Annotated in this window: 19 protein-coding genes; 9 read left to right on the top strand and 10 right to left on the bottom strand. The window is 61.9% G+C overall.

What is annotated here, in order from left to right:
- Positions 1 to 131 precede the first annotated feature (131 nt).
- On the top strand, positions 132 to 494 hold the full coding sequence (locus U5A67_RS17855; protein WP_205980695.1) for a cupin domain-containing protein: 363 nt from the start codon (positions 132 to 134) through the stop codon (positions 492 to 494).
- Between the two features lie 82 nt (positions 495 to 576).
- On the opposite strand, the gene U5A67_RS17850 is transcribed toward U5A67_RS17855, so the two are convergent.
- From U5A67_RS17850 to U5A67_RS17840, 3 genes are read right to left on the bottom strand one after another with little or no spacing between them, the layout of a single operon-like run.
- Complete coding sequence (locus tag U5A67_RS17850; RefSeq protein ID WP_415767863.1) at positions 577 to 1,647, bottom strand: substrate-binding domain-containing protein; 1,071 nt, start codon at positions 1,645 to 1,647, stop codon at positions 577 to 579.
- Positions 1,648 to 1,690: 43 nt separating this feature from the next.
- Positions 1,691 to 2,764 (bottom strand): ABC transporter permease, encoded by a 1,074-nt coding sequence (locus tag U5A67_RS17845; RefSeq protein ID WP_415767862.1) that lies wholly within the window; start codon positions 2,762 to 2,764, stop codon positions 1,691 to 1,693.
- The gene (locus U5A67_RS17840; RefSeq protein WP_321815520.1) at positions 2,761 to 4,263 is read right to left on the bottom strand and encodes a sugar ABC transporter ATP-binding protein; all 1,503 of its coding nucleotides are present in this window, start codon (positions 4,261 to 4,263) and stop codon (positions 2,761 to 2,763) included. The genes U5A67_RS17845 and U5A67_RS17840 overlap by 4 nt, the downstream gene beginning before the upstream one ends.
- Before the next feature lie 265 nt (positions 4,264 to 4,528).
- On the opposite strand from U5A67_RS17840, the gene U5A67_RS17835 reads away from it, so the two are divergent.
- Positions 4,529 to 5,500, top strand: a complete 972-nt coding sequence (locus U5A67_RS17835; protein ID WP_321815519.1) for an aliphatic sulfonate ABC transporter substrate-binding protein — start codon at positions 4,529 to 4,531, stop codon at positions 5,498 to 5,500.
- 17 nt (positions 5,501 to 5,517) lie between these two features.
- On the opposite strand, the gene U5A67_RS17830 is transcribed toward U5A67_RS17835, so the two are convergent.
- Genes U5A67_RS17830 through U5A67_RS17820 form a run of 3 tightly spaced genes read right to left on the bottom strand, consistent with a single transcriptional unit; the run spans position 5,518 to position 8,022 of the window.
- Positions 5,518 to 6,321, bottom strand: a complete 804-nt coding sequence (locus U5A67_RS17830) for a MipA/OmpV family protein (RefSeq protein WP_415767861.1) — start codon at positions 6,319 to 6,321, stop codon at positions 5,518 to 5,520.
- Positions 6,318 to 7,247 carry an alpha/beta hydrolase gene (locus tag U5A67_RS17825; protein ID WP_321815518.1) on the bottom strand — a complete coding sequence of 310 codons (930 nt, stop codon included), beginning with the start codon at positions 7,245 to 7,247 and terminating at the stop codon, positions 6,318 to 6,320. The genes U5A67_RS17830 and U5A67_RS17825 overlap by 4 nt, the downstream gene beginning before the upstream one ends.
- Position 7,248: 1 nt before the next feature.
- Entirely contained in the window at positions 7,249 to 8,022 is a 774-nt protein-coding gene (locus U5A67_RS17820; RefSeq protein WP_205980690.1) for a DUF4118 domain-containing protein, read from the bottom strand.
- A gap of 326 nt (positions 8,023 to 8,348) precedes the next feature.
- On the opposite strand from U5A67_RS17820, the gene U5A67_RS17815 reads away from it, so the two are divergent.
- From U5A67_RS17815 to gabP, 3 genes are all read left to right on the top strand, one after another.
- Entirely contained in the window at positions 8,349 to 8,834 is a 486-nt protein-coding gene (locus U5A67_RS17815; protein WP_321815517.1) for a cupin domain-containing protein, read from the top strand.
- Positions 8,818 to 10,236: an FAD-binding oxidoreductase gene (locus U5A67_RS17810; protein ID WP_321815516.1), complete on the top strand. Its 1,419-nt coding sequence runs from the start codon at positions 8,818 to 8,820 to the stop codon at positions 10,234 to 10,236. Before U5A67_RS17815 ends, U5A67_RS17810 begins: the two co-directional genes overlap by 17 nt.
- Before the next feature lie 123 nt (positions 10,237 to 10,359).
- Positions 10,360 to 11,778 carry a GABA permease gene (gene gabP, locus U5A67_RS17805; protein WP_321815515.1) on the top strand — a complete coding sequence of 473 codons (1,419 nt, stop codon included), beginning with the start codon at positions 10,360 to 10,362 and terminating at the stop codon, positions 11,776 to 11,778.
- On the opposite strand, the gene U5A67_RS17800 is transcribed toward gabP, so the two are convergent.
- Both U5A67_RS17800 and U5A67_RS17795 read right to left on the bottom strand, forming a co-directional pair.
- Positions 11,748 to 12,659, bottom strand: coding sequence for a LysR family transcriptional regulator (locus tag U5A67_RS17800; RefSeq protein ID WP_205980608.1), 912 nt, complete (start codon positions 12,657 to 12,659; stop codon positions 11,748 to 11,750). The genes gabP and U5A67_RS17800 overlap by 31 nt on opposite strands.
- 120 nt (positions 12,660 to 12,779) lie before the next feature.
- A complete protein-coding gene (locus U5A67_RS17795; RefSeq protein WP_321815514.1) occupies positions 12,780 to 13,757 on the bottom strand; it encodes a LysR substrate-binding domain-containing protein in 978 nt (325 codons plus the stop codon).
- A 165-nt stretch (positions 13,758 to 13,922) separates the two neighbouring features.
- Here U5A67_RS17795 and U5A67_RS17790 point away from each other — a divergent pair, with 165 nt between their 5' ends.
- Both U5A67_RS17790 and U5A67_RS17785 read left to right on the top strand, forming a co-directional pair.
- Positions 13,923 to 15,017, top strand: a complete 1,095-nt coding sequence (locus U5A67_RS17790) for a porin (RefSeq protein ID WP_321815513.1) — start codon at positions 13,923 to 13,925, stop codon at positions 15,015 to 15,017.
- Between the two features lie 173 nt (positions 15,018 to 15,190).
- Positions 15,191 to 16,072 carry an MBL fold metallo-hydrolase gene (locus U5A67_RS17785; protein ID WP_321815512.1) on the top strand — a complete coding sequence of 294 codons (882 nt, stop codon included), beginning with the start codon at positions 15,191 to 15,193 and terminating at the stop codon, positions 16,070 to 16,072.
- 181 nt (positions 16,073 to 16,253) lie between these two features.
- Here U5A67_RS17785 and U5A67_RS17780 read toward each other — a convergent pair whose 3' ends face one another.
- Positions 16,254 to 16,454: a hypothetical protein gene (locus U5A67_RS17780; RefSeq protein WP_241023107.1), complete on the bottom strand. Its 201-nt coding sequence runs from the start codon at positions 16,452 to 16,454 to the stop codon at positions 16,254 to 16,256.
- Between U5A67_RS17780 and U5A67_RS17775 the strand changes: the two genes are divergently transcribed.
- On the top strand, positions 16,453 to 18,402 hold the full coding sequence (locus U5A67_RS17775; protein ID WP_321815511.1) for a TonB-dependent siderophore receptor: 1,950 nt from the start codon (positions 16,453 to 16,455) through the stop codon (positions 18,400 to 18,402). The two genes, U5A67_RS17780 and U5A67_RS17775, sit on opposite strands and share 2 nt — an antisense overlap.
- 157 nt (positions 18,403 to 18,559) lie before the next feature.
- Positions 18,560 to 19,534: a PDR/VanB family oxidoreductase gene (locus U5A67_RS17770; protein ID WP_321815510.1), complete on the top strand. Its 975-nt coding sequence runs from the start codon at positions 18,560 to 18,562 to the stop codon at positions 19,532 to 19,534.
- Here the strand turns inward: U5A67_RS17770 and U5A67_RS17765 are convergent.
- The gene (locus tag U5A67_RS17765) at positions 19,479 to 20,495 is read right to left on the bottom strand and encodes a LysR family transcriptional regulator (protein ID WP_321815509.1); all 1,017 of its coding nucleotides are present in this window, start codon (positions 20,493 to 20,495) and stop codon (positions 19,479 to 19,481) included. The genes U5A67_RS17770 and U5A67_RS17765 overlap by 56 nt on opposite strands.
- Positions 20,496 to 20,556: the final 61 nt, after the last annotated feature.

Raw genomic sequence — 20,556 nt, 5'->3', positions numbered from 1 at the left:
TATGAAGAAAAATGGTCTTATTTCATTGATTCATTAGATTCCTTCATGTTCATGGAATCCCTGGAGGCGATGAGCTTGCGTCCGGCTTTTTGTCGGGTTATCACTTTGGTCCCTTCACTACCCGGATCATCATGCGTATTCAGGACATCGTCGATTACTCGCAGCCCGCCAAAGAAACGCTCGAATGGGAGCCGAAACCCGAAGCCGTTATCTCGGGTGTGCCGCGCCAGGCTGCCCATATGCACTTTACGAGCGCCTGCGGTCAGCTCTCCACCGGCATCTGGGAAAGCGAGTGCGGTCAATGGACCGTGAATTTCACGGAGAACGAGTACTGCGAGATTCTTGAAGGCGTTTCGATTCTGCGCGACGAATCCGGCGAACAGCGTACCGTGCGTGCCGGAGATCGCTTTCTGATTCCGGCTGGTTTCAAGGGCACGTGGGAAGTCGTCGAACGCTGCCGCAAAGTGTTTGTTTCGGTTGAATTCAAGGCCTGAAGCACAAGGCGTAGAAAGCAAATAGCCCTGCGGCCAGTCATGGCCCAGGGCTTTTCGGCGTGCCATCTGACGTCGATCGATTTCAATCCACCGGAATCCATCCAGCCGTTGCTGCGGTGCTCACGCGAAATGCCGGAAACTTCGCGCCCAGCTCCGCAATGGTGTGAATGTCGTTCTTCACAAGGTCGTCGCGCGTCACCAGCGTGGGCTTTACGGTGATGTGATGATCGAGCGGTTGCCCCGCCACGTCCAGCGCCGCTGCTCGTACCGATACTGCGCCCACGACCGCCGGATTCGTCGCCGCGGTGGCGACCCATGCGCTGTTCGGCGCGCGAATCGCCTCGATATCGGCTGTCGAAATATCGGCGCTATAGATGCGCAGCTTGCCCGAGAGATTCGCTTCGCCCGCCGCCAGGCTCGCGCCACGCGCGAATTCGTCATACGGTGCGATCACTACGCGGATATCCGGGTGCGCGCGATACGCCGCCGAAGCCTGATTCGCCACCGACTGCGCAATCGGGTTATCCACCGTGCCCCAACGCGCTTGTTCGTGCACCTTCGGATGCGCGCTCTTGAAGGCCTGCCAGACCGCGTCGCGGCGATCGAGCGGCGCGAACCCCGCCACATAGACATAGCCCGCCGAAAACGCTTCGCCGTTGTCCTTCACCGCCTGTTGCAGCAGCAGCGAGGCCAGATCGTGGTCGCTCTGCTCGATCTGCGGCACGCGCGGATTGGCGAGATCGACGTCGAACGCCACGACCTTGATGCCCTTGTCGAGCGCCTGCTGCACGACGTCCTTGAGCGATTCCGGCAAACCGTGATTCACGATGATCGCCGCGACCCCCAGGTTGATTGCCTGCTGGATCTGGTCGCGCTGCTGCGCTGCGTCCTGGCGGCCCTCGTAGATGCGCAAATCGATGCCGAGCGCTTTCGCCTGTTTCTGCGCGCCCGCCTCGTAAGCCTGAAAAAAGTCGCCTTCGGACAGGTAATTGACCAGCGCGATCTTCACGCCGCCCTTGTCGAACGGCGCGGGCGCGCCTTTGAGTGCGCCCGCGTGGGCCACGCCCGCGCTCAACATGGCCGCCGCGCAAAGCGTGAGCGTGCCGATTGCGCGGGATAGCGCGCTGCGAGATGTCGTACCGTGCTTTGCCATGTTTATATTGCTCCTCTTGATATCGTCAGGATTCCATGGTTTTTTATCGATGTGTGCTGCCGCGATGCCCGATGCTGAACGTGAATGCCAGTGCGACCACCAGCAGCGCGCCCTTGATGAAATCCTGCAGGTAATACGGCGCGTTGAGCATGGTCAGGCCGTTGAGCAGCACGCCCACAAAGACCGCGCCGATCACCGTGCCCGGCACGTTGGGTCGCTTCACGCCCCACACGGCGAACCCCACCAGCGCCGCCGCTACGGCATCGAGCAACAGCGAATGCCCTGCGCTCACATCGCCGCGCCCCACGCGCGCCGCAATCAGCAGACCGCCCAATGACGCAATCGCGCCAGACGCGACGTAAGCCGCCACGCGATAGCGCGCAGCCGGTGCGCCCGCCAGACGCGCGGCCGTTTCATTGCCGCCGATCGCATAGATCACCCGTCCCCAACGCGTGAGCGCCATGACGGCGGAAACCAGCACGGTCAGCACCAGCAACACCAGTACCGGCGCAGGCACGACGTCGAACAGACGCGCACGGCCAAGTGCAAGGAAGGCGGCGGGAAACGTACCGCTTGCTTCGTTGCCGTCGGGCAGGATCGTGCCTGTGGCGAGCGAACGCCCGCCCGTGGGAATCAGTTGCAGGCCCGCGAGCAGAAACAGCGTGCCAAGCGTAGCGAGTTGATCGGGCACATGCAGGCGCGTGATGAGCACGCCGTTGAACAGCCCCGCAGCAATGCCGAGTACGAGACAGGCCGCCGCGGCCTCCCACGCATTGCCGTGCCACACGACCAGTACGTAGCTTGCGGCCATTTGCGCCGTCGCTGCCACGCTGCCCACCGAAAGATCGAAGCCGCCGGCCGCGAGCGTAATCGTCACGCCTATGCCGAGCAGCGCCACGATCGATACCGCTTGCAGAATACTGAAGAGGTTGTCGACGCTCACGAAGGCCGGTTCGCGCACGGCGAACAGGATGATCATCGCGGCGAGCACGGCCAGCAGGCTCAGGCGTTCGATCCAGGCAAGCGCGGCGCGGCGGCGCGAAGCCGTATCGGCACGGTCGGGTGCGAGGTCGCTGGCAAGCGTGGATGCGGCGGTTTTCACGGTAACGGGCCTCATACTTGATTCAGGATATCTAATGATTGTTGATCGACGTATTCCACCGTGCCGCGATCGAAATGCACGATGCGGTCGGCGACCTCGTGCGCCTCTTCCAGATCGCTCACGAATACCAGCGTGGCGCGGCCCGCCGCGCGGCGGCGCAGATGCGCGGTGATATCGGCGCGCGCGCCTGCGTCGACGCCCTGAAACGGTTCGTCGAGCAGCAGCAGCCGTGCGGGTTCAGCATGCCAGCGCGCAAGCAACACCTTCTGCTGGTTGCCGCCCGAAAGACGCGCCACGCGATCGTCGGGCCCGGTGCAACGGATGCCGAACGTCTCGATGGCCTCGCGCGCGACCTCATGCTCGTGCGTGCGCCCCACCACGCCCGCGCGGCTCCAGCGCGGCAGAAATGGAAAGCCGATCGTGCCCGCCACGGAAGCAAACGGCACGGCATCGGGAAACAGCGAACTGCGCCAACGGTCCTCGCCCGCCATGAAAACGCCCGCACGAATCGCATCGCGCGGCGTGCGCGGCCACCACGGTTCGCCGTAGAGATGCATCGTGCCTGCGCTCGCTCGCGTAGCGCCGAAAATCGCCTGCGCCAGCCGTGTCTTGCCTGCGCCCACCGGCCCGACTACGGCGACGATTTCGCCGTCGCGCACGTCGAGATCGAAGGCATCGGTTTGCGGCCCCAGACGCAAGCCGCGCAATTCCAGCGCCGGTTTCGCCACACGCGCGCCGCTTTGCTGCGCGGCTGTGCCCGATACCGGCAACCGCCTGCCGATCATCGTCTCCAGCGCAGCATCGAAATCGATGGGCGCGTCTTTCACGTCCTGCACGGCAACGATGCGGCCATCGCGCACGACCGCCACGCGCGAAGCCAGCCTGCGCAGATCCGCCAGCCGGTGCGAAACCAGCAGCACAGCCACGCCTTCTTCGCGCAGGCCATCGATCAAGGTGTACAAACGTTCGGCTTCGGCGGCGGAAAGACTGGCTGTGGGTTCGTCGAGGATCAGCAGACGCGGGCGCGTAGCCAGCGCGCGCGCCAGCACCACGCGCTGTTGCGACGCCAATGAGAGCGAGCCGAGTGGCGCGTCGAGATCGACGTCATCGAGGCCCACGCGTGCCGCCAGTTCGCGCGCCCGGGCAAGGCGGCGGGCGCGCGGCGTCCAGATCGCCGCCACGCCGCCGCAGAATTCGTCGAGCAGCAGGTTGTCCGCAATCGGCAGTGCGGGGACGACCACATCGGCGATCGATTGATGGACCGTGGCCACGCCTGCGCGTTTCGCGGCCAGCGGCGAACCCGGCGCATAGGCTTGCCCGTCGAGCGTCATCGCGCCTTCGTCGGCCGGCTGCACGCCGCTGACGATCTTCACAAGCGTGGATTTGCCCGCGCCATTGGCGCCCATCAGCGCGACGATTTCGCCCGCGTGGATCGTCAGATCGAGCCGCGCGAGCGCAACGGTCGCGCCGAAGCGCTTCGCGATCGAGCGGGCGGTAAAGACGGCGGCGGACATGAGACGGCGGCTCCACGATGAATGATGGCGTCCATCGTAGCGAGCCGATATCGTGCGCCCAACGAAGCGATGCTCATATCCATGCGCGTGCTTTTGCTAAAGCATCGAGTGCGGATATGACGCTATGCCAACGGCCCGATAAGGTTATGCGAAACGCTTGGTTCGATCCGCTGCGAGCCGTCCATAAAATCGTCGCAAAACCACTCGCGCCAAAAGTAATGAGTCAGCGCCGCGAATAACTTATTCAATCGACGATTACGACATCATGCAACACAGCAGACGCAAGTTTATCCGCCAGCTTTCCGCAAGCGCGCTCGGCGCGGCCACCGTTCCGGCGTTCATCGCGAATGCGCAGGCCGCTGAATCGCGCACTTTGCGCATTGGTTATCAAAAGTTCAATACGCTGAATATTCTCAAGGGCACTGGCAGTCTTGAGCGCGCCTTGCAGGCGCTCGACTGGAACGTGCGCTGGGCGGAATTCGCGGCTGGGCCGCAACTGACTGAAGCGCTCAACGCCGGAGCGCTCGATTTCGGCCACGCGGCCGATACGCCTTCGGCTTTCGCCAACGCTGCGGGCGTGAATGCGGTCTATCTGGGCGCGGAGCAGCCTTATCCCAAGGGCATTGGCATTTTCGTGGCGGCCGATTCACCCATTCGCTCGATCCGCGAATTGAAGGGAAAGAAAGTGGCGATCGGGCGCGGCTGGAATGTGCAATATCTATTGGTACGCGCGCTGCACGAAGCGGGGCTCGAATACAGCGATATCCAGCCCGTTTATTTAACGAGCGCGGCAGATGTGAGCGCGACATATCTTTCGGGCAATGTCGATGCCGCCGGGCTCTGGGACCCTTTTCTCGCCGGCCAGCAGCTTGCCACTTCGCCGCGCGAGCTGCGCGACGGCACGGGTCTGTCGAACAACCGCACCTTCCATCTGGCGCGGCCCGAATTCGTCAGGCAGAACCCGCAGGTGATCCGCGTGCTGTTTCAGGAACTGGCGAAGGCGAATGCGTGGACGCAGCATCATCCGCAGGACACCGCGAATCTGCTGGCGCCGCAATTAGGCGTGCGCCCCGATGTGCTCAAGCTCGCGACCGGGCGGCGCAATTACACCACCGTCGCTGTCACGCCGGATATCGTCAAGGAGCAGCAGGATATCGTCGATACGTTTCACACGCTCGGGCTGGTGAAAGAGCGCGTGGATGTCGCGCGTTTCGTTTATCCCGAGGTGTTCGTTTAAACGCGGAAAACGCCGCTTTAGAAGCGGTAATCGAGCGCGGCGAATGTCGTCAGCTCGCGGCGGCGCTCGGTGATCGGGCTGCCGCCTGCATAGTGTTCCAGACGCCCCAGCGTGGCGTTGACCGAGCCGACCCAATGCTTCGAAAAATCGTGCGTGGCGTAGAACGTCATATGCAGGTCGCGAATGCCTGAACCCGTGGCATATTGCGGCAATCCCGAGGCCGCGCTTTGCGCCGACGAAATCCCAAACAACGTGCGCGTGTACACCGCATTCGCCCACGTGAGGCCAGGGCCGACTGAAAAGAGCCAGCCCTGCAGCGGCAATGACGCGTAGAGATCGGCGCTGGCCGTCGTGCCTTGCCCATTGCCCGAAATGTCCTGATACACCGCCACTGCACCCGTAAAGGCCCAGACCGTGTAATCGCCGAAGATACGCAGTTTGGGGCCGTCGTCCACGTTGCCGAGGCCGCGCAGATGCGGATCATCCGATGCCGTGCGCGACTGGAAATCGAAGCTCAGCGAAGCACCGAGGTGATAATTCTCCGAGGTCAGCACGTTGATGCCGAGCACGTCCGGCCCCTGCGAAAAAATGCGATCGCGGTACGAAATATCCAGCGCCGGGAACGGATAGACCTTCATATGGCGCGAGCCAGGATACTGCGGCGCGAAATACGCGCCGGGCCCGATAGCGATCTTCCACGGCGATTCGGCTGGCGTCGTGCTGCTATCGCTTTGCGACGATGCGTCGTCGGCGTAGGCCTGTTGCGTGAATGCGAACACGGCCGCACACGCGAGCGCTTTAAATAGATTCGACAGCTTCACGCCTTCTTCCTTCCCACTGCCGCCAGCTGGCGCAAACGGCGCGCGAGCGCCTTCGACACCACCGGCTGGTTCTGCGCATCGCGCGCGCCGTGCGCCACTTCGCTCTCGCGCAGAAACAGGGTAGTTTCGCGCGCAACGATCTCGCGCTCGTTATCCGAGGTGATCATGTGATACGAATCGTCGAGCCAGACCGTGCGCAGAAAATTCGCGCCGATATGATCGATCACATAGCGCGGGTTACGCGGGCTGGAGGTTTCATCGTCGATGGCGTGAATCACGAGCGTATCGTTCTCGATCGCGGCCACGTCCTTGCGCGCCGCACGCGCGAGACGCAACGCCTGATGCAGCGCGGGCAGCGCGATCGTGGACGGCCCCACTTCGCTGAACGAATTGCGCTGCATGGCACGCGCGATCTTCTTGCGCAGCGCTTCGTTGCGCACGCCAAACGGCTCCGATTCGCGATAAAGATAGGTATGGCGCAACGGCGTGTAGTAAGCCCAGTCCAGCAGGAAGCGATACCAGGGAATCGCCCAGCCGTCATACGCGAGCGTCAGCGAAAGCAGCACCAGCGACTGCGCGCCCGGGCGCTCGCGAATCAGGCGCATCGCCAGCGCGCCACCAATCGACAGACCGCAGATCGACACGCGCTCGTAACGCGCGGCCAGCGCGTCGAATTCGCGCGCGGCGGCCTCGACCCACTGTTCCATGGTCTTCTCTTTCGAGCCGGCGCTATAGCCTTCGATCAGCGGTGCGCAAACGGTGAAGCCTTCGTTCTGCAGATAGCGCGCGAGGTAGCGCAATTCGATCGGCGAACTCGACAGCCCGTGCAACAGCAGCACGGCATGGCCGTCACCTTCGCTGAAAATGCCCGTCGCGCGCAGGGCGGGCGCTTCGCGCACGGCCGGTTCCATCTCGGCAGTCGCCATCTCAGTCCTCCGTGCGCAGGACGAGGAAATCGCCCGCATGCGTAGTGAAACGCTCGCAGTTACAGTTCGTCATCCTGAATTCGCGTTCATTCTGCGCGCGACGCAGACGCACGCGATGATGGCCCGGCCACAACGTATTGCTCAGACGCTGGATGTCCTCGGGATGCACGGCGTCGTATAGCGGCCCCGGCGCCACTTCCGTAGCGGCCGGCAGCGCCGCCGTGCTTTGCCCCACGCTCGCGCGCTGCGCGGCGTTGCGCTCGAGCGCCTTGATCATGATGAAACCTTCGTGGTGCTGCGCAAGATGGCGCAGCAGGCGATGCGTTTCGTCTTCGGCGCGGCGTGCCAGCGCGCGCTCGTTGTCGTGGCGCAGCAGCATTTCATAGCGCGATTGCGCCACCGAGGTAATCAGTTGCGCGCGAAACTGTTCGCGGCGCAGGCGCTCGATCAGCGTAATGACAAGCAGCGTGACCAGCGGATACGACACCAGCAGCACCGTGTCATGAAAATCGAGCACGGAAATATTGGCGTAAGGCGGCACGAACAGATAATCGGCGATACCGAGACCGAGGAACATGACGGTCAGCGCGGGCGCGAGTCCAAAGTAGTACTCGACCAGCGAGGCGGCGATACAGAACGCCGTGCCCGGCATCATCGGACCGAGCCACGGATGCAGCGCAATGCGCACGACGCTCGCAATCGCAAGCGCGGCGGCGGCATAGCACCAGCGGCGCGGGCCTCGGGGTGCCCAGAGTCGGGCATTACGGAGTTTCATGTTTATTCAGGGCCCCGTTCTTTTGGCGGGCCGATACGAGAAGTGCCAGGTGAGCGGCCAGCGCAGCGAATATCGCCGATGGCGCTCTTTGTAATCTGTGTAAGGAAGGGACGGCGCAAGATGGCTGGCCAATGGCTGGCAGGTGCGGCGAGGTTCCTTCGCGGCCGCGTATATTACCACCGATTACAACCCTTCCCACTTATCAGAAAGATTAAATCCGTCGCGATTTCCCTAACCGGGACTTCCCTTAAGCTTCGATTTTTCTGACGTCGATGACGGTTAGATTACGTCAACAAGAATTAAAGTAAGCTTAAGCACGTCGATATTTGATCGACGCGGCCGCTCCTTATAGTGAATCGACCTTTCACGACATCAGGCGTTCACAAGGAGACACCATGCCGGTCGCATTCATCACGCCCCTCAATCCCCTGCCCGGCCACGCGCCGCAAGTCAGCCCGACCGTGCCCGCAGCGCTGATCAGCGGCAACGGCGATACGCGTAGCTGGCCCGCATTTCACTCGGTCGACGGCGTGGTCAGCAGCGGTGTTTGGGAGTCGGAAGCATTTTGTAAGCGAAAGGCGCATCCCGACAGCATGGAGTTCTGCTTCATCCTCGAAGGCGCCGTCGCACTCACCGACCAGCACGGCAATACCGCATCGTTCGGACCCGGCGACGCCTTTATCGTCGAGCCCGGCTTCGACGGCACCTGGGAATCGCTCACGCGCGTGCGCAAATACTTCGTGATCGCGAAATGCGCCGCGGCCGCCGTGCCTGCAGACCAGCCGAGGGCGCGCGATGAGCAAGTATGCTGAGGCGAGTTTCTGGCTCGACACGCTGGACGAATCGGTGGAATCGCTTGAACCGCGCGCGAGCCTCGCGGGCGATATCGATGCCGATGTTGCCATCGTCGGCGCGGGCTATACGGGACTCTGGAGCGCCTACTACCTGAAGCAGCACGCGCCGGACCTGCGCGTCGTGATCGTCGAGGCGGAAACGGCGGGCTTCGGCGCTTCGGGGCGTAACGGCGGCTGGGTCGCGGGCTACATTTCGGGGCTCGAAAAATACGTCGCGCCCTTGCCGATGGCGCAGCGCCGAGCCTGCTGCAAGCTGCTGTTCGAGAACGTCGATGCGATTGCCGCTGCGCTCGCGCGCGAGCAGATCGACGCCGATTTCCATAAGGGCGGCGTGGTCTACGCGGCGGCGCGCTTCCCCGAACAGGAAAAGCGCCAGCGCGCCGTGCTCGCGCAACTCTACGCGGCTGGCCATACCGAAGACGATTGCTACTGGCTGAGCAAGCGCGAACTCGATCGCACGGTGCAGTTGCGCGATGGTTTCGGCGGCGTATTCAAACGCCATTGCGCGACCATCAATCCGGCGCGGATGGTGCGCGGTCTTGCGCGCGCCGTCGAACGGCTGGGCGTGCCGATCTTCGAGCAAAGCCGCGCGACGGCGATTCGCGCCGGCATCGTCGAAACAGCGCAGGGCCGCGTCAAGGCGCCCATCGTGATCCCCGCGCTGGAAGGCTATGCGTCGAGCGTGCCCGGCTTCGGCCGCTACGTGATTCCCGTGCAAAGCCTGATCGTCGCGACAGAACCCCTGAGCGACGCGCTCTGGGACGAAATCGGTCTGCACACGCGCCCCGCCTTCTGCGACGGCAGCAAGATGGTCAGCTATGGCCAGCGCACGCGCGACGGCCGCATGATCTTCGGCGCACGCGGCGGATATCGTTTCAGGAGCCGGCCACGCAGTACGTTTCGACTGGCCGATCCAGAATTCCGTCTGCGCGAAGCACTGCTCTACGATCTCTTCCCGATGCTCAAAGGCGTGCGCATCACGCACGGCTGGGGCGGCTCGCTCGGCATGGCGCGCGCCTTCGCGCCGCACGTAGTCTTCGACAAGGCGAGCGGTATCGGTATGGCCGGCGGTTATGGCGGCCAGGGCGTCGGGCCTTCGCATCTGTTCGCACGCACGCTGGCCGACCTCGTGCTGGGCCGCGAAACCGAACGCACCGCCATGCCCTGGGTATTCGCCAGCCAGGCGCCCAGCCGCGTGCTGCGCGCATGGGAGCCGGAGCCGGTCCGCTGGCTCACCTCGCGCGCCATCATGTCCACCTTCGAGTGGGAAGAGAATCTCTGCCGCATTGGCGCGGCAACGCAGTGGAAAAAAGCCTTTGCGATGAAGCTGAGCGATTCGATGTCGCTGCTCATGCGCTAACGCAGCTTATTGAAGATCGTCGTTGTTGCCTTATCCGCCCTAACCGGCATTCGTCAAATCGTCAGTAGAACGATTGAATACGCAACGTACTACGCGATCAATCCATTTCATGGAGGAGCACACATGTCGATATCTCCCACGGCCGGCGCCCAGCCGCCGGCATCTCATTCGTCACTCACGCCCGGCTTCAAACAGCGGCACGTCACCATGATCTCGGTAGCCGGGGTGATCGGCGCGGGCCTTTTTGTGGCGTCGGGCCGTGCGATTGCAGCAGCCGGACCCGCCGCGATCATCGCCTATATTCTCGCGGGCCTGCTGGTCGTGCTCGTGATGCGCATGCTCGGCGAAATGGCCGTCGCCTCGCCCGACACGGGTTCGTTCTCCACCTACGCGGATCGCGCCATCGGTCACTGGGCGGGCTTCACGATCGGCTGGCTCTACTGGTGGTTCTGGGTGCTGGTCGTGCCGCTCGAAGCGATTGCGGCCGCAACCATCCTCAACACCTGGCTCCCCGCCGTGCATGTCTGGGTATTTGCGCTCGGCATCACGGCGCTGCTCACCGTCACGAATCTCTTTAGCGTGGGCAAGTACGGTGAATTCGAATTCTGGTTCGCCATGTTGAAGGTCGTGTCGATCGTGCTGTTTATCGGCTTTGGCGTAGCGGCGATACTCGGGCTGATCCCCGCTGCGCCCATCAGTGGGGTTTCGCGGCTTGTGGAAGCACACGGCGGCTTCGCGCCGAACGGCGCCGGCGCAGTGGTCGGCGCATTGCTCACGACGATGTTCAGCTTTATCGGCGCGGAAGTCGTGACGATTGCCGCTTCCGAATCGAAAGACCCCGCACGGCAGATCTCTAAAGCGACGCGCTCGGTCATCTGGCGCATCTGCCTGTTTTATGTGGGTTCGGTATTCGTGGTGATTTCGGTGGTGCCGTGGAACGATCCGCTGTTGCCGCTGCATGGCTCGTATCAGCGCACGCTCGAACTGATGCATGTCCCGCATGCGAAAGCCATTGTCGACGTGGTCGTGCTGGCCGCGGTGGCAAGTTGCCTGAATTCGGCGATCTATATTTCGTCGCGCATGTTGTTTTCGCTGAGCAAACGCGGCGATGCGCCGCAGCGTTTTCATCGCACATCGGGCGAAGGCGTGCCGCGCGCGGCGGTGATCGGCAGCACCGTCATCGGCTTGCTGGTCACCGCGTCGAACTTCTTTGCGCCCAGCGAAGTATTTACCTTCCTGCTTTCGGGATCGGGCGCGATCGCGCTGCTGGTTTATCTGGTGATCGCCGTATCGCAACTGCGCATGCGCGGCGTGCTCGCGAAAGATGGCGTGCGTATCGAGTGCCGCATGTGGCTTTATCCGTACCTCACATGGGCGGTGATTCTGCTGATCGCCGCCGTGCTGGTCACGATGGTCGTGCTGCCCGCGCATCGCTACGAAGTGGGATCGACGGCGGTACTGGCCGGCGCCATTGCGCTGCTGGGGATCATGCGCGCGCGCCGCGTGACGCCTCAGACGGCTTTGCGCAGTGCGGCCAGATAAGTCGCGAGAATCTGGTCGTCGGTACTGGTGGCGCGGCTCACGGCCACGTACTGGCTCACGAAGGTGAACTCACTGGGGAGCACACGGCGCATCATGCCCGTGCTCACCCATTGCTGCGCGTAGTGCGTGGGCAGCAGGCCGATAAAGCAACCTGTGAGCAGCAAAAAAGCCACGCCCTCGCGATCGCTCACGGTAGCCGATGCCTGCTTGCTGCGGTAGATCGCCTGAATCCGTTCGGGCTGTGCGTAAGCGGGCACCGCGAAGTCGTGGCTCAGCACCGTAGCGGCATCGAGTTGTGCATCGGGAATCGAGAAAAGCGGATGCTCCGCGCCGCAATACAGGCCCGATTCTTCATCGTAAATGGGCTCGTAATTGAGGCCCGGCGTGGTGCGCCATTGCGGAATCATGCCGATATCGAGTTCGGAAGTGAGCACGGCCTTTTCGATCTCGGTAGGCGGCATCATGCGGATATTGATCAGCACGCCAGGCGCCGCCGTCTTGAGCGTGCGTAGCGAACCGACAATCTTCATGCGCTGCATGCTCACGAGATTATCGGTAATGCCAATGCGGATTTCGCCTTTCAGTTGCGTGTGAATGGCATTGATCTGCGTGCGAAAGGTATCGATGGAACCGAACAGCACCAGCATCTTTTCGTAGACCTGAGCACCGGCATCGGTCACCGAAAATCCCGAACGTCCCCGGCGGCACAGACTGAAACCGAGCCGCGTTTCCAGATCGGCAATGGCGGTGCTGATTGCGGAGCGCGAGATGTTGAGTTCGACTTCAGCAGCGGTAAAGCCGCCTGATTCCACTACGACCTTGAATATACGCAGCAGGCGCAGATCGAAATCCGAAATCTGCCCTTCGAGATGTATCTTCACAACCGGCACGTCTGGCGCCCTCCTCAGGCAGATGCTTTTCAGTGAGGCTGGTGGGATTTTAGCGTCTGGCCTGAAAATCAGGCATAAGAACCTGAAATAAACGCCCTGCTGCTGCTGCAATCACCCATACCCGCTCACCCCCGCCACTTCAAAATCGATCTGCTTCATCGCCTCGATCACCGCGCCAACCGAGAACCCCGCCGGTTTGCAAAATGCCGCGCACACCGCTTCGGGAATCGTCGTGATCCGCAATGGCAAACGATGCACTTTCTCGCCGCGACGGTCGGCAAGCCGCCAGTTCTTGAACGACGTGATATAGAGGCACGGCAGCCGCTGCGCGATCAGCGCACTGGTTTCCTTCGAGAGCGTTTCGAGCATCACGCGCGGCGGCGCTACGCCTGCCTCCGCGAATTCCCGGTTGAGCGCATTACGAAACGCCGTGCCCGATGGCGGCGCGATCCATGGAAATTCCGCGGCATCCTGCCAGGTGACTGTCTTGCGCCGCATGAGCGGATGCTTCGGCCCGCACACCACACTGATTTCATCGCGATACAGCGGCACGACTTCAAGCCCCGATGAAAGCACGGTGGCATTCTGATGACACACGAGCACGTCCAGCTCCCGCCGCTCCACTTGCGTCAGCAAGCTCGTAAACGAGCCTTCCTGAACATTCAGACGAATCGAATGGCCATTCTCCACCAGCCTGCCAAGCGTGCCCGGCACGATCAGTTGCGCCATATTCGGCAGACAGCCCAGCGAAACCGGCCGACCGGTGCCCGTGCGCAATGCCTCCAGCGTCGGGCCAACGTTCTGCATTTCCGCCAGCACACGGCCGACGAATTCAAGCAGCGCCTCGCCATAGGAGGTTGGCGCAACGCGGCGCGTGGTCCGCTCGAATAGCGCGATGCCCAGCGCGCTTTCCAGTTCGCGCAGCCACTTCGACAACGCAGGTTGCGAAAGCGCTACGGCTTCCGACGTTCTGGCGAAGCTGCGCGTTTTATCCAGAATCCGCAGCGTTTCCAGATCGCGCAGACGCAGCTTGCGCAAGGCCTGTTCGACGATCGCACCAGTAATCGCGCCGCTCGCGTGGACAAGCATCTCACCCTGTTCGAGGGGGTCTCTTGAAGTGGCTCGCATGGGAAAACACACTCATATGCTGTAGTTATCAATCAAGCTTAACCTTTCATCAATCGATACACAATCCTCCAGCATAGTACGCAGGCCGGCAAGCCGCGCAACAACACAATAAATACTGGAGACACCATGCCCTCGAAATTTGCGTGCGCCAGCGGCGCATTGCTGTGCGCTGGACTTTTACAAGCGGAGGTGGCGCAGGCGCAATCGAGTGTCACGCTATTTGGCATCGTCGATGTCGGGCTGACCTATAACAGCAACGCAGGCGGGCATCGATCCTGGAGCGAATCGAATAACACCGGCATTCCGAGTCAATTCGGTTTGCTCGGCAAGGAGAATCTGGGCGGCGGAACCAGCGCCATTTTCAAGCTCGCCACCATCTTCAAACCCACCAACGGCGCGATCAACACAACTGGTTCGATGTTCAGCCAGGAAGCGTGGGTTGGGCTTTCCGACACCACGTATGGCACCGTCAAACTGGGGCGAATCCGCCAGTTCGCGACGAGCCTCGCGCCCTATGTCGCCGCTCACGGTTCGATCTTCGGCTTCCATCCCGGCAACTTCGACCAGATCGTTCAGTCCTTTTTCAACAACGCGATTTCGTATGAAAGTCCCAGCTATCGCGGCCTGGATTTCGGCGCGATGTACAGCTTCGGTTCGACCGCAGCGCCTGTGACCAATACCGGTCGCGCTTATGGTTTCAGAATCGGCTATCGCAATGGCGGCTTTCAGGCGCAGAGCACGCTCAGCAATATCAATGGCATCACGATCAACCCGGCATCGATCGGCCTGCCTTATGCGTTCGGAAAGCCCGCTTCCGCCACGATCACCAACGGCATTGCGCTCGATAATCTGCTCACCACGGCTTCGAACGTCAGCTATCAGATCGGCAAGGCAACGGTCTACGCCATTTACGCGTACACGAATATGCGCGCGTATCACCAGACCGAGCGACTGCAAACGGGCGAAGTGGACGTGACGTATCAAATCACGCCTGCGCTGCTGGCTGGCGCGGGCTATGACTATTCGGTCGGAATGGGTGGACGCTGGCATATCTATAACGCCGGCCTACATTATTCGCTTTCGGCGAGAACCACATTGAACCTCGAAACGGCCATCGAAAACGTCACCGGTCAAGGTCAGCACGCGGCGCTGCTGTTCTTGCAGCCCTCATCGAATTCACACCAGATTACCGTCACCGCGAGCATCGTCCATTCGTTTTAACGATGTCTCGCACGCGCATCCTTTAGCTTTTCTTCTCCGAGTCAATCGTGAAATCATTCCGCTCCCCTCCCAGGCGCATTGCACGCGCGAGTCTTTTTCTTTGTCTGTTTGCCGGCATTGTGCCAATCTCCAGTCACGCCAGCGCCGCTCAAACTCAAACCAATACCGGCCCAATGACGTGGACGACACTCGGCACCGCCGCAGGCCCGTCGCTGTATGCAGAGCGCTCGCAGCCCGCGAATCTGTTGAGCGTCGATAAGCGGCATTGGCTGGTCGATTGCGGCGACGGCGCGCTCGAACGGCTCGCCGCCTTGCGCCTGCGTGCCGCGGATGTCGATACGCTGTTCGTGACGCATCTGCACATGGATCATATCGGCGGCCTGCAGGCGCTGATTGGCCTGCGCTGGATGCAGAACGCGCAAAAGCCGCTGACCATTTACGGGCCGCCCAGCACCGACGCCGTCGTGAAAGGCTTATTGCAGTCGATGAAACCGGTGGCGCGCATTGAATTAGGACATTCGCATCAGCGCTCGCCCGACGATCTGGTGCGCGTGATCACGATCGAAGGCGGCAGCGATCTGAATGTCGATGGCGTGCGCGTGCGCGCCGCGCAAAATTCGCATTTCGACGATGCGCCAGGCCATCACGCCGATAACGGCACGCAGTCGCTCGCGTATCGCTTCGATTACAACGGCGCCTCGATTGGCGTCACCGGCGATACCGGCCCGAGCGACGCCGTCGCGCAACTCGAACATGGCGCGGATCTGCTGGTGAGCGAGGTGATCGACGTGGACGGGGTAGTGGCCGACCTGGCCCGCGCCATGCCCAACATGAAAGGCCCGATGAAGGACGCGCTGATCGCCCATCTACGCACCCAGCACCTGACGCCCGAAGCGGCCGGGCAACTGGCCAGCGCGGCGGGCGTGCACCGTCTGGTCTTCACGCACCTGGGCATCGTCGGACCTACCGACGCCAGCGCGGCCAGGCTCGTCAGTCAAGCGCACACGACCTTCGCCGGCGATATCTACGTCGCGCACGATCTCGACCAGTTCTGAGCAACGCCTGCCCCGCGCCTGCCGTGCCAGCGGCCGCAGGCGCGGCTTCCGCAGCGGAAAGCAACCCGCCAGAAACGATTTGCGCCGATACAACACGCATTGCCGGTAGGGATTAACCCGTAGTACGATGCGCGACTCAATTAATAATGATTCGCATTACGCTTGGGGTTCCTTTGATGCGCTACCGCCCGATCCACGCCGCACTCCTGCTCGCCTTCGCGGCGGCGCCTACGCTGGTTTTCGCGCAAGCCGCCGCTGCCGATGCAGCCAGCACCACGGCCGCCAGCGCCGCCAGCACGGCAACAACCAGCACGGACAGCGCCACCGAATTGCCCACCGTGAAGATCTCCGCCAGCAGCGCCCCCGCTGCGGCCTTCGACATGCCCAAGGCTGCGCAGGTCACGAAATCGTCGGTGCCGCTGAGCGAAACGCCGCAATCGATCAGCGTCGTCACGCGCGACCTGCTGGACGCGCAGCAGGTCCAGACGCTCAACGACGCGCTGCACGACGTACCCGGCGTGATCTCCGGCACCTATGGCCGGCGTGGCTGGGACGACTTCATCATTCGCGGCCAGACCGCGTCGGATTCGATCTATCTGGATGGTCTGCGCGCAGCCATCAACAACCGCTTCGCCGAAGAAACCTTCGGCCTGCAGCAGATCGAAGTGCTCAAAGGACCGGCCACGCTGCTTTCCGGCCTCGTGCTGCCCGGCGGCATGGTCAACATGGTCAGCAAGCGCCCGGTGGACTACACCTTCGCCGATGTCGATGCCACCGTCGGCAGTCACGGCTACTACCAGGGCAGCGTCGATATGGGCACGCCGCTCTCGGAAAACGGCAAGGCCGCGTTTCGCATCAACGCGCTCGCGATGAATTCCAACGATCAGACCAATTATGTCTGGTCGCGCAATCGCTATATCGCGCCGTCGCTCTCGCTCGATCTCGGTCCGCGCACGGAATTCACCATTCTCACGAGCTACCAGGAACGCAATTACATCCGCCAGCAAGGCCTGCCATGGTCCGGCACGCTACTCGCGAACAAGAACGGCAGCCTGTCGCGCGACACCTTCACCGGCGAGCCCGATCAACAGCCTTATTCGGGCCACGAAGCGCGCGTGGGTTATAGCTTCGCGCATCATTTCGATTCGGGCTGGACCGTGAACCAGAATTTCCGCTGGCAGCAGTTCTCGCTGGGCGGCCAGCTTGTCGCCAATGGCAAGGTCGCTTCGAACGGTTATACGCTCAGCCGCACCGCCACCGATTCGCAATGGTCTGGCGACACCATCTCGCTCGACAATAACGCGCAGAAAACTTTCGATACCGCGCTCGGCCGCCACGAATTGACCTTCGGCATAGACTATATGCGCGGGCGCGAGGACGCGAATTCGACCACCTGCTCGGTGGGTTCGATCAATATGTACGACCCGGTCTACACCGGCACGATCACCTGCCCGTCCACGCCAAAAACGCATACGTATACGACGATTCGCGATCTTGGCTTCTATGCGCGCGATCAGATTGCGCTGGGCCAGCGCTGGCGCGTGCTCGCAGGCGTGCGATACGACAGTGCGTCGAGCGACGTGCTCAACGAACTCACCGGCACACGCAGCGGTAATCCTTCGAACGCCACCACCGGATCGGTTGCTTTGATGTACGAACTGTTTCCGGGCGTGCGTCCCTATGTGAGCTACGCGACTTCGTTCTATCCAAACAGCGGCGCGGACGTGAGCGGTACGGCATTCGATCCCGAAACCGGCAAGCAATGGGAAGCCGGCGTGAAATTCGACATCGAAAAAGGCCGCACGAGCGTGACCGTCGCCGCCTTCGATCTGCGCCGCCGCAACGTGCTGGAAGACGATCCGAACAACGACGGCTACAGCATTGCCGTGGGCGAAGAACATTCGCGCGGCTTCGAATTCAGCTTCAACACGGCGCCGACGAACCATCTGAGCATCACGGGTGGCTATGCCTATACCTCCGCCGTGATCGCCGACGATGGCGGCCAGACGCCTTCGACCGACGGCACGCGCATCAATAACGTGCCGCGCCACAGTTTCAACGTCTTCGCACGCTACAAACTGCCGGGCGAACTGTATCGCTGGGAAATCAACGGCGGCGTGCGCGGCCAGAGCAATCTCTATGCGTATGGCTACACGATTCCGGGTTTTGTCGTCAGCGATGTAGGCGTGGGTTATACCGCGCCGCGCTGGCACGCCGCGCTGCGTTTGAGCAATATTTTCAACAAGCATTACTACACGGGCGGCTTGAGCAATGCGGTAGCGCTGGGCGACGATCGCTCGTTGATGCTCACGCTGGGCTATCGCTATTGAGCGCGAGCAGCACGCGGACACTGCGTCAGATATCAATCCGGCAAATGGATAAGGCAAATTTTCATCAATTTGCCGGATTGATCAAGGGTCGATATCCTGCGGCGACACACTGCCCTCGTGGCATCCCCAGGAAATATCGCCTCCCAATGGTGTCCCCATGCAAGCCCATACCTTCAAAGTTCGCGTCGAAAATATCCGTGACGAAGCGCACGGCATTCGCTCGTTTCGCATCGCCCGCATGGACGGCCAGCCGTTCGGAAACTACGAACCCGGAGCGCACATCGACGTGACCGCGCCGTCCGGCATTACGCGTCAATATTCGCTGTGCAGCGATCCGGCAGTTGGCGATTTTCAGCTTTTCGCCGTCAAACGCGAGCCCGAATCGCGTGGCGGATCACGCTCGCTGCATGACGATGTGCGCGTAGGCTGCGAGCTGCTGGTGGGTCAGCCGCGCAATCTCTTTCGCCTCGTGGGCGAAGCCCATGCGCATGTGCTGATTGGCGCGGGCATCGGCATTACGCCCTTGCTTTCGATGGCCTACCAACTGGCCGCAAGCGGCGAGCCTTTCGTGCTGCACTATTTCGCGCGCAGCGAAGCACATGCGGCCTTCCTGCCCGTGCTTTCGCAGGAGCCGTTTGCATCGCATGTGCGCTTTCACTTTGGCATTGGCAGCGACGATCTGGACGCAACGCTGCACACCTGTCTCTCCGATATTCAAAGCGGCACGCACGTCTACACGTGCGGCCCCGCGCCGTTCATGGATGCCGTGGTCAAGGCTGGCGAAGCCACGCCCGCCGTTGCCGAAGTGCATCTGGAGCGCTTCGGCGCCGATCCCGCCGCCGCTACCGATACGGGCGCGACGCTCGATGAATTCGAAGTCCGGATCGCGAGCAGCGGCCAGGTCGTGCGCGTGGGCAAAGACAGCACCATTGTCGACGCGCTCGCCGCGATCGGTATCGAAATCGATACGTCGTGCGGCGAAGGCGTGTGCGGCACCTGCATGGTCGATGTGGTCGAAGGCGATCCCGACCATCGCGACCATTGTCTGAGCAAGGCCGAACGCGCGAGCAACAAGGTTATTTGCTGCTGCGTTTCGCGCTCGCGCTCGCCTTTGCTGGTGCTGGACGTTTGACGGCCGGCTTTCTGGCGGCGCGCGGCGCAGCAGCCGCGCCCGCCGTGCCAGCAAACCGCTGCATGATATTCACGAGCAGATCGCGCATCCACGCGATCCCCTCGTCCTCGTGAAAATGCTCGTGCCAGTGCATCGTCACTGCAGCAGATGGAATCTGCACTGGCAGTTCGAAAATCTCAAACCCGCCGCCACGCGCGAGTAGATCGGCGAGACGTCGCGGCAAAGTCGCGATCAGATCCGTTACGGCCAGCACGCCCGGTAACGCGACGAAGTGCGGGACTTCCAGGCCGATATTTCGCGCGACGCCCTTGGTGCGCAGCGCGTCGTCAATCGCGTGATGACTATGCTCGACCGAGCGGATCAGCACGTGCTCGCCTTCAACGAATTCCGCCAACGTGATCTTGTGGCGCCGGGCCATTTCCGGCCGCCGCCGACGCACGCACACATAGCCCTCTTCGAACAGCACCTGATGGCGCGTACGCGACGTCAGTTCCGGCAAATTGCCGATCGCGAAATCGAGCTTGCGCGAACGTAAAGCCTCTTCGATCTGCCCGACCGGCTGCGGCTCGATGCAGATCTTGACGCGCGGCGCGAGACGTTTCACTTCCTCGCAGATCGACGGCAAATACGCCATTTCCCCCGCATCGGACAAAGACAGCCGGAAAGCGCGCGTGCTCACCTTCGGATCAAATCGCTCGGCATACCTAAGCGCTTCGCGAACCGAATCGAGCGCCCTTTCGACGATTACCGCCAGTTCCTGTGAAATCGGTGTGGGCTGCATGCCGTGACGCGTTCGCACGAAGAGCGGATCGTCGAACAAGGCGCGCAGGCGCGCGAGCGAATAACTCATGGCGGGCTGCGAAAGCGCCAGGCGTTCGCCTGCTTTGGTCAGGCTCTGTTCTTCGACGATTGCGAGGAAAACACGCAGCAGGTTGAGGTCGACACCATCGAGCGTCTGCATAAGATATCCATCTGGTTTATGTGCGCCTTAATTTTAGATCAATTTGACGCATGAGAGCCAC

The sequence above is a fragment of the Paraburkholderia sp. J69-1 genome (assembly GCF_905220255.1).
Classification (GTDB): domain Bacteria; phylum Pseudomonadota; class Gammaproteobacteria; order Burkholderiales; family Burkholderiaceae; genus Paraburkholderia.
This window is presented reverse-complemented; position numbering and strand designations above follow the sequence as displayed.

Excerpts from the sequence above, each read along its gene's own strand:
- U5A67_RS17780 (WP_241023107.1), bottom strand. The coding sequence starts at position 16,454 with ATGTCGAAGGCCGCAGCGGGGGCGCTGCTGGCGGAGATCTTCACGGTG.
- U5A67_RS17850 (WP_415767863.1), bottom strand. The coding sequence starts at position 1,647 with ATGGCAAAGCACGGTACGACATCTCGCAGCGCGCTATCCCGCGCAATC.
- U5A67_RS17855 (WP_205980695.1), top strand. The coding sequence starts at position 132 with ATGCGTATTCAGGACATCGTCGATTACTCGCAGCCCGCCAAAGAAACG.
- U5A67_RS17785 (WP_321815512.1), top strand. The coding sequence starts at position 15,191 with ATGACGTGGACGACACTCGGCACCGCCGCAGGCCCGTCGCTGTATGCA.
- U5A67_RS17825 (WP_321815518.1), bottom strand. The coding sequence starts at position 7,247 with ATGGCGACTGCCGAGATGGAACCGGCCGTGCGCGAAGCGCCCGCCCTG.
- U5A67_RS17770 (WP_321815510.1), top strand. The coding sequence starts at position 18,560 with ATGCAAGCCCATACCTTCAAAGTTCGCGTCGAAAATATCCGTGACGAA.
- U5A67_RS17845 (WP_415767862.1), bottom strand. The coding sequence starts at position 2,764 with ATGAGGCCCGTTACCGTGAAAACCGCCGCATCCACGCTTGCCAGCGAC.
- U5A67_RS17765 (WP_321815509.1), bottom strand. The coding sequence starts at position 20,495 with ATGCAGACGCTCGATGGTGTCGACCTCAACCTGCTGCGTGTTTTCCTC.
- gabP (WP_321815515.1), top strand. The coding sequence starts at position 10,360 with ATGTCGATATCTCCCACGGCCGGCGCCCAGCCGCCGGCATCTCATTCG.
- U5A67_RS17840 (WP_321815520.1), bottom strand. The coding sequence starts at position 4,263 with ATGTCCGCCGCCGTCTTTACCGCCCGCTCGATCGCGAAGCGCTTCGGC.
- U5A67_RS17775 (WP_321815511.1), top strand. The coding sequence starts at position 16,453 with ATGCCCAAGGCTGCGCAGGTCACGAAATCGTCGGTGCCGCTGAGCGAA.
- U5A67_RS17820 (WP_205980690.1), bottom strand. The coding sequence starts at position 8,022 with ATGAAACTCCGTAATGCCCGACTCTGGGCACCCCGAGGCCCGCGCCGC.
- U5A67_RS17795 (WP_321815514.1), bottom strand. The coding sequence starts at position 13,757 with ATGCTTGTCCACGCGAGCGGCGCGATTACTGGTGCGATCGTCGAACAG.
- U5A67_RS17790 (WP_321815513.1), top strand. The coding sequence starts at position 13,923 with ATGCCCTCGAAATTTGCGTGCGCCAGCGGCGCATTGCTGTGCGCTGGA.
- U5A67_RS17835 (WP_321815519.1), top strand. The coding sequence starts at position 4,529 with ATGCAACACAGCAGACGCAAGTTTATCCGCCAGCTTTCCGCAAGCGCG.
- U5A67_RS17810 (WP_321815516.1), top strand. The coding sequence starts at position 8,818 with ATGAGCAAGTATGCTGAGGCGAGTTTCTGGCTCGACACGCTGGACGAA.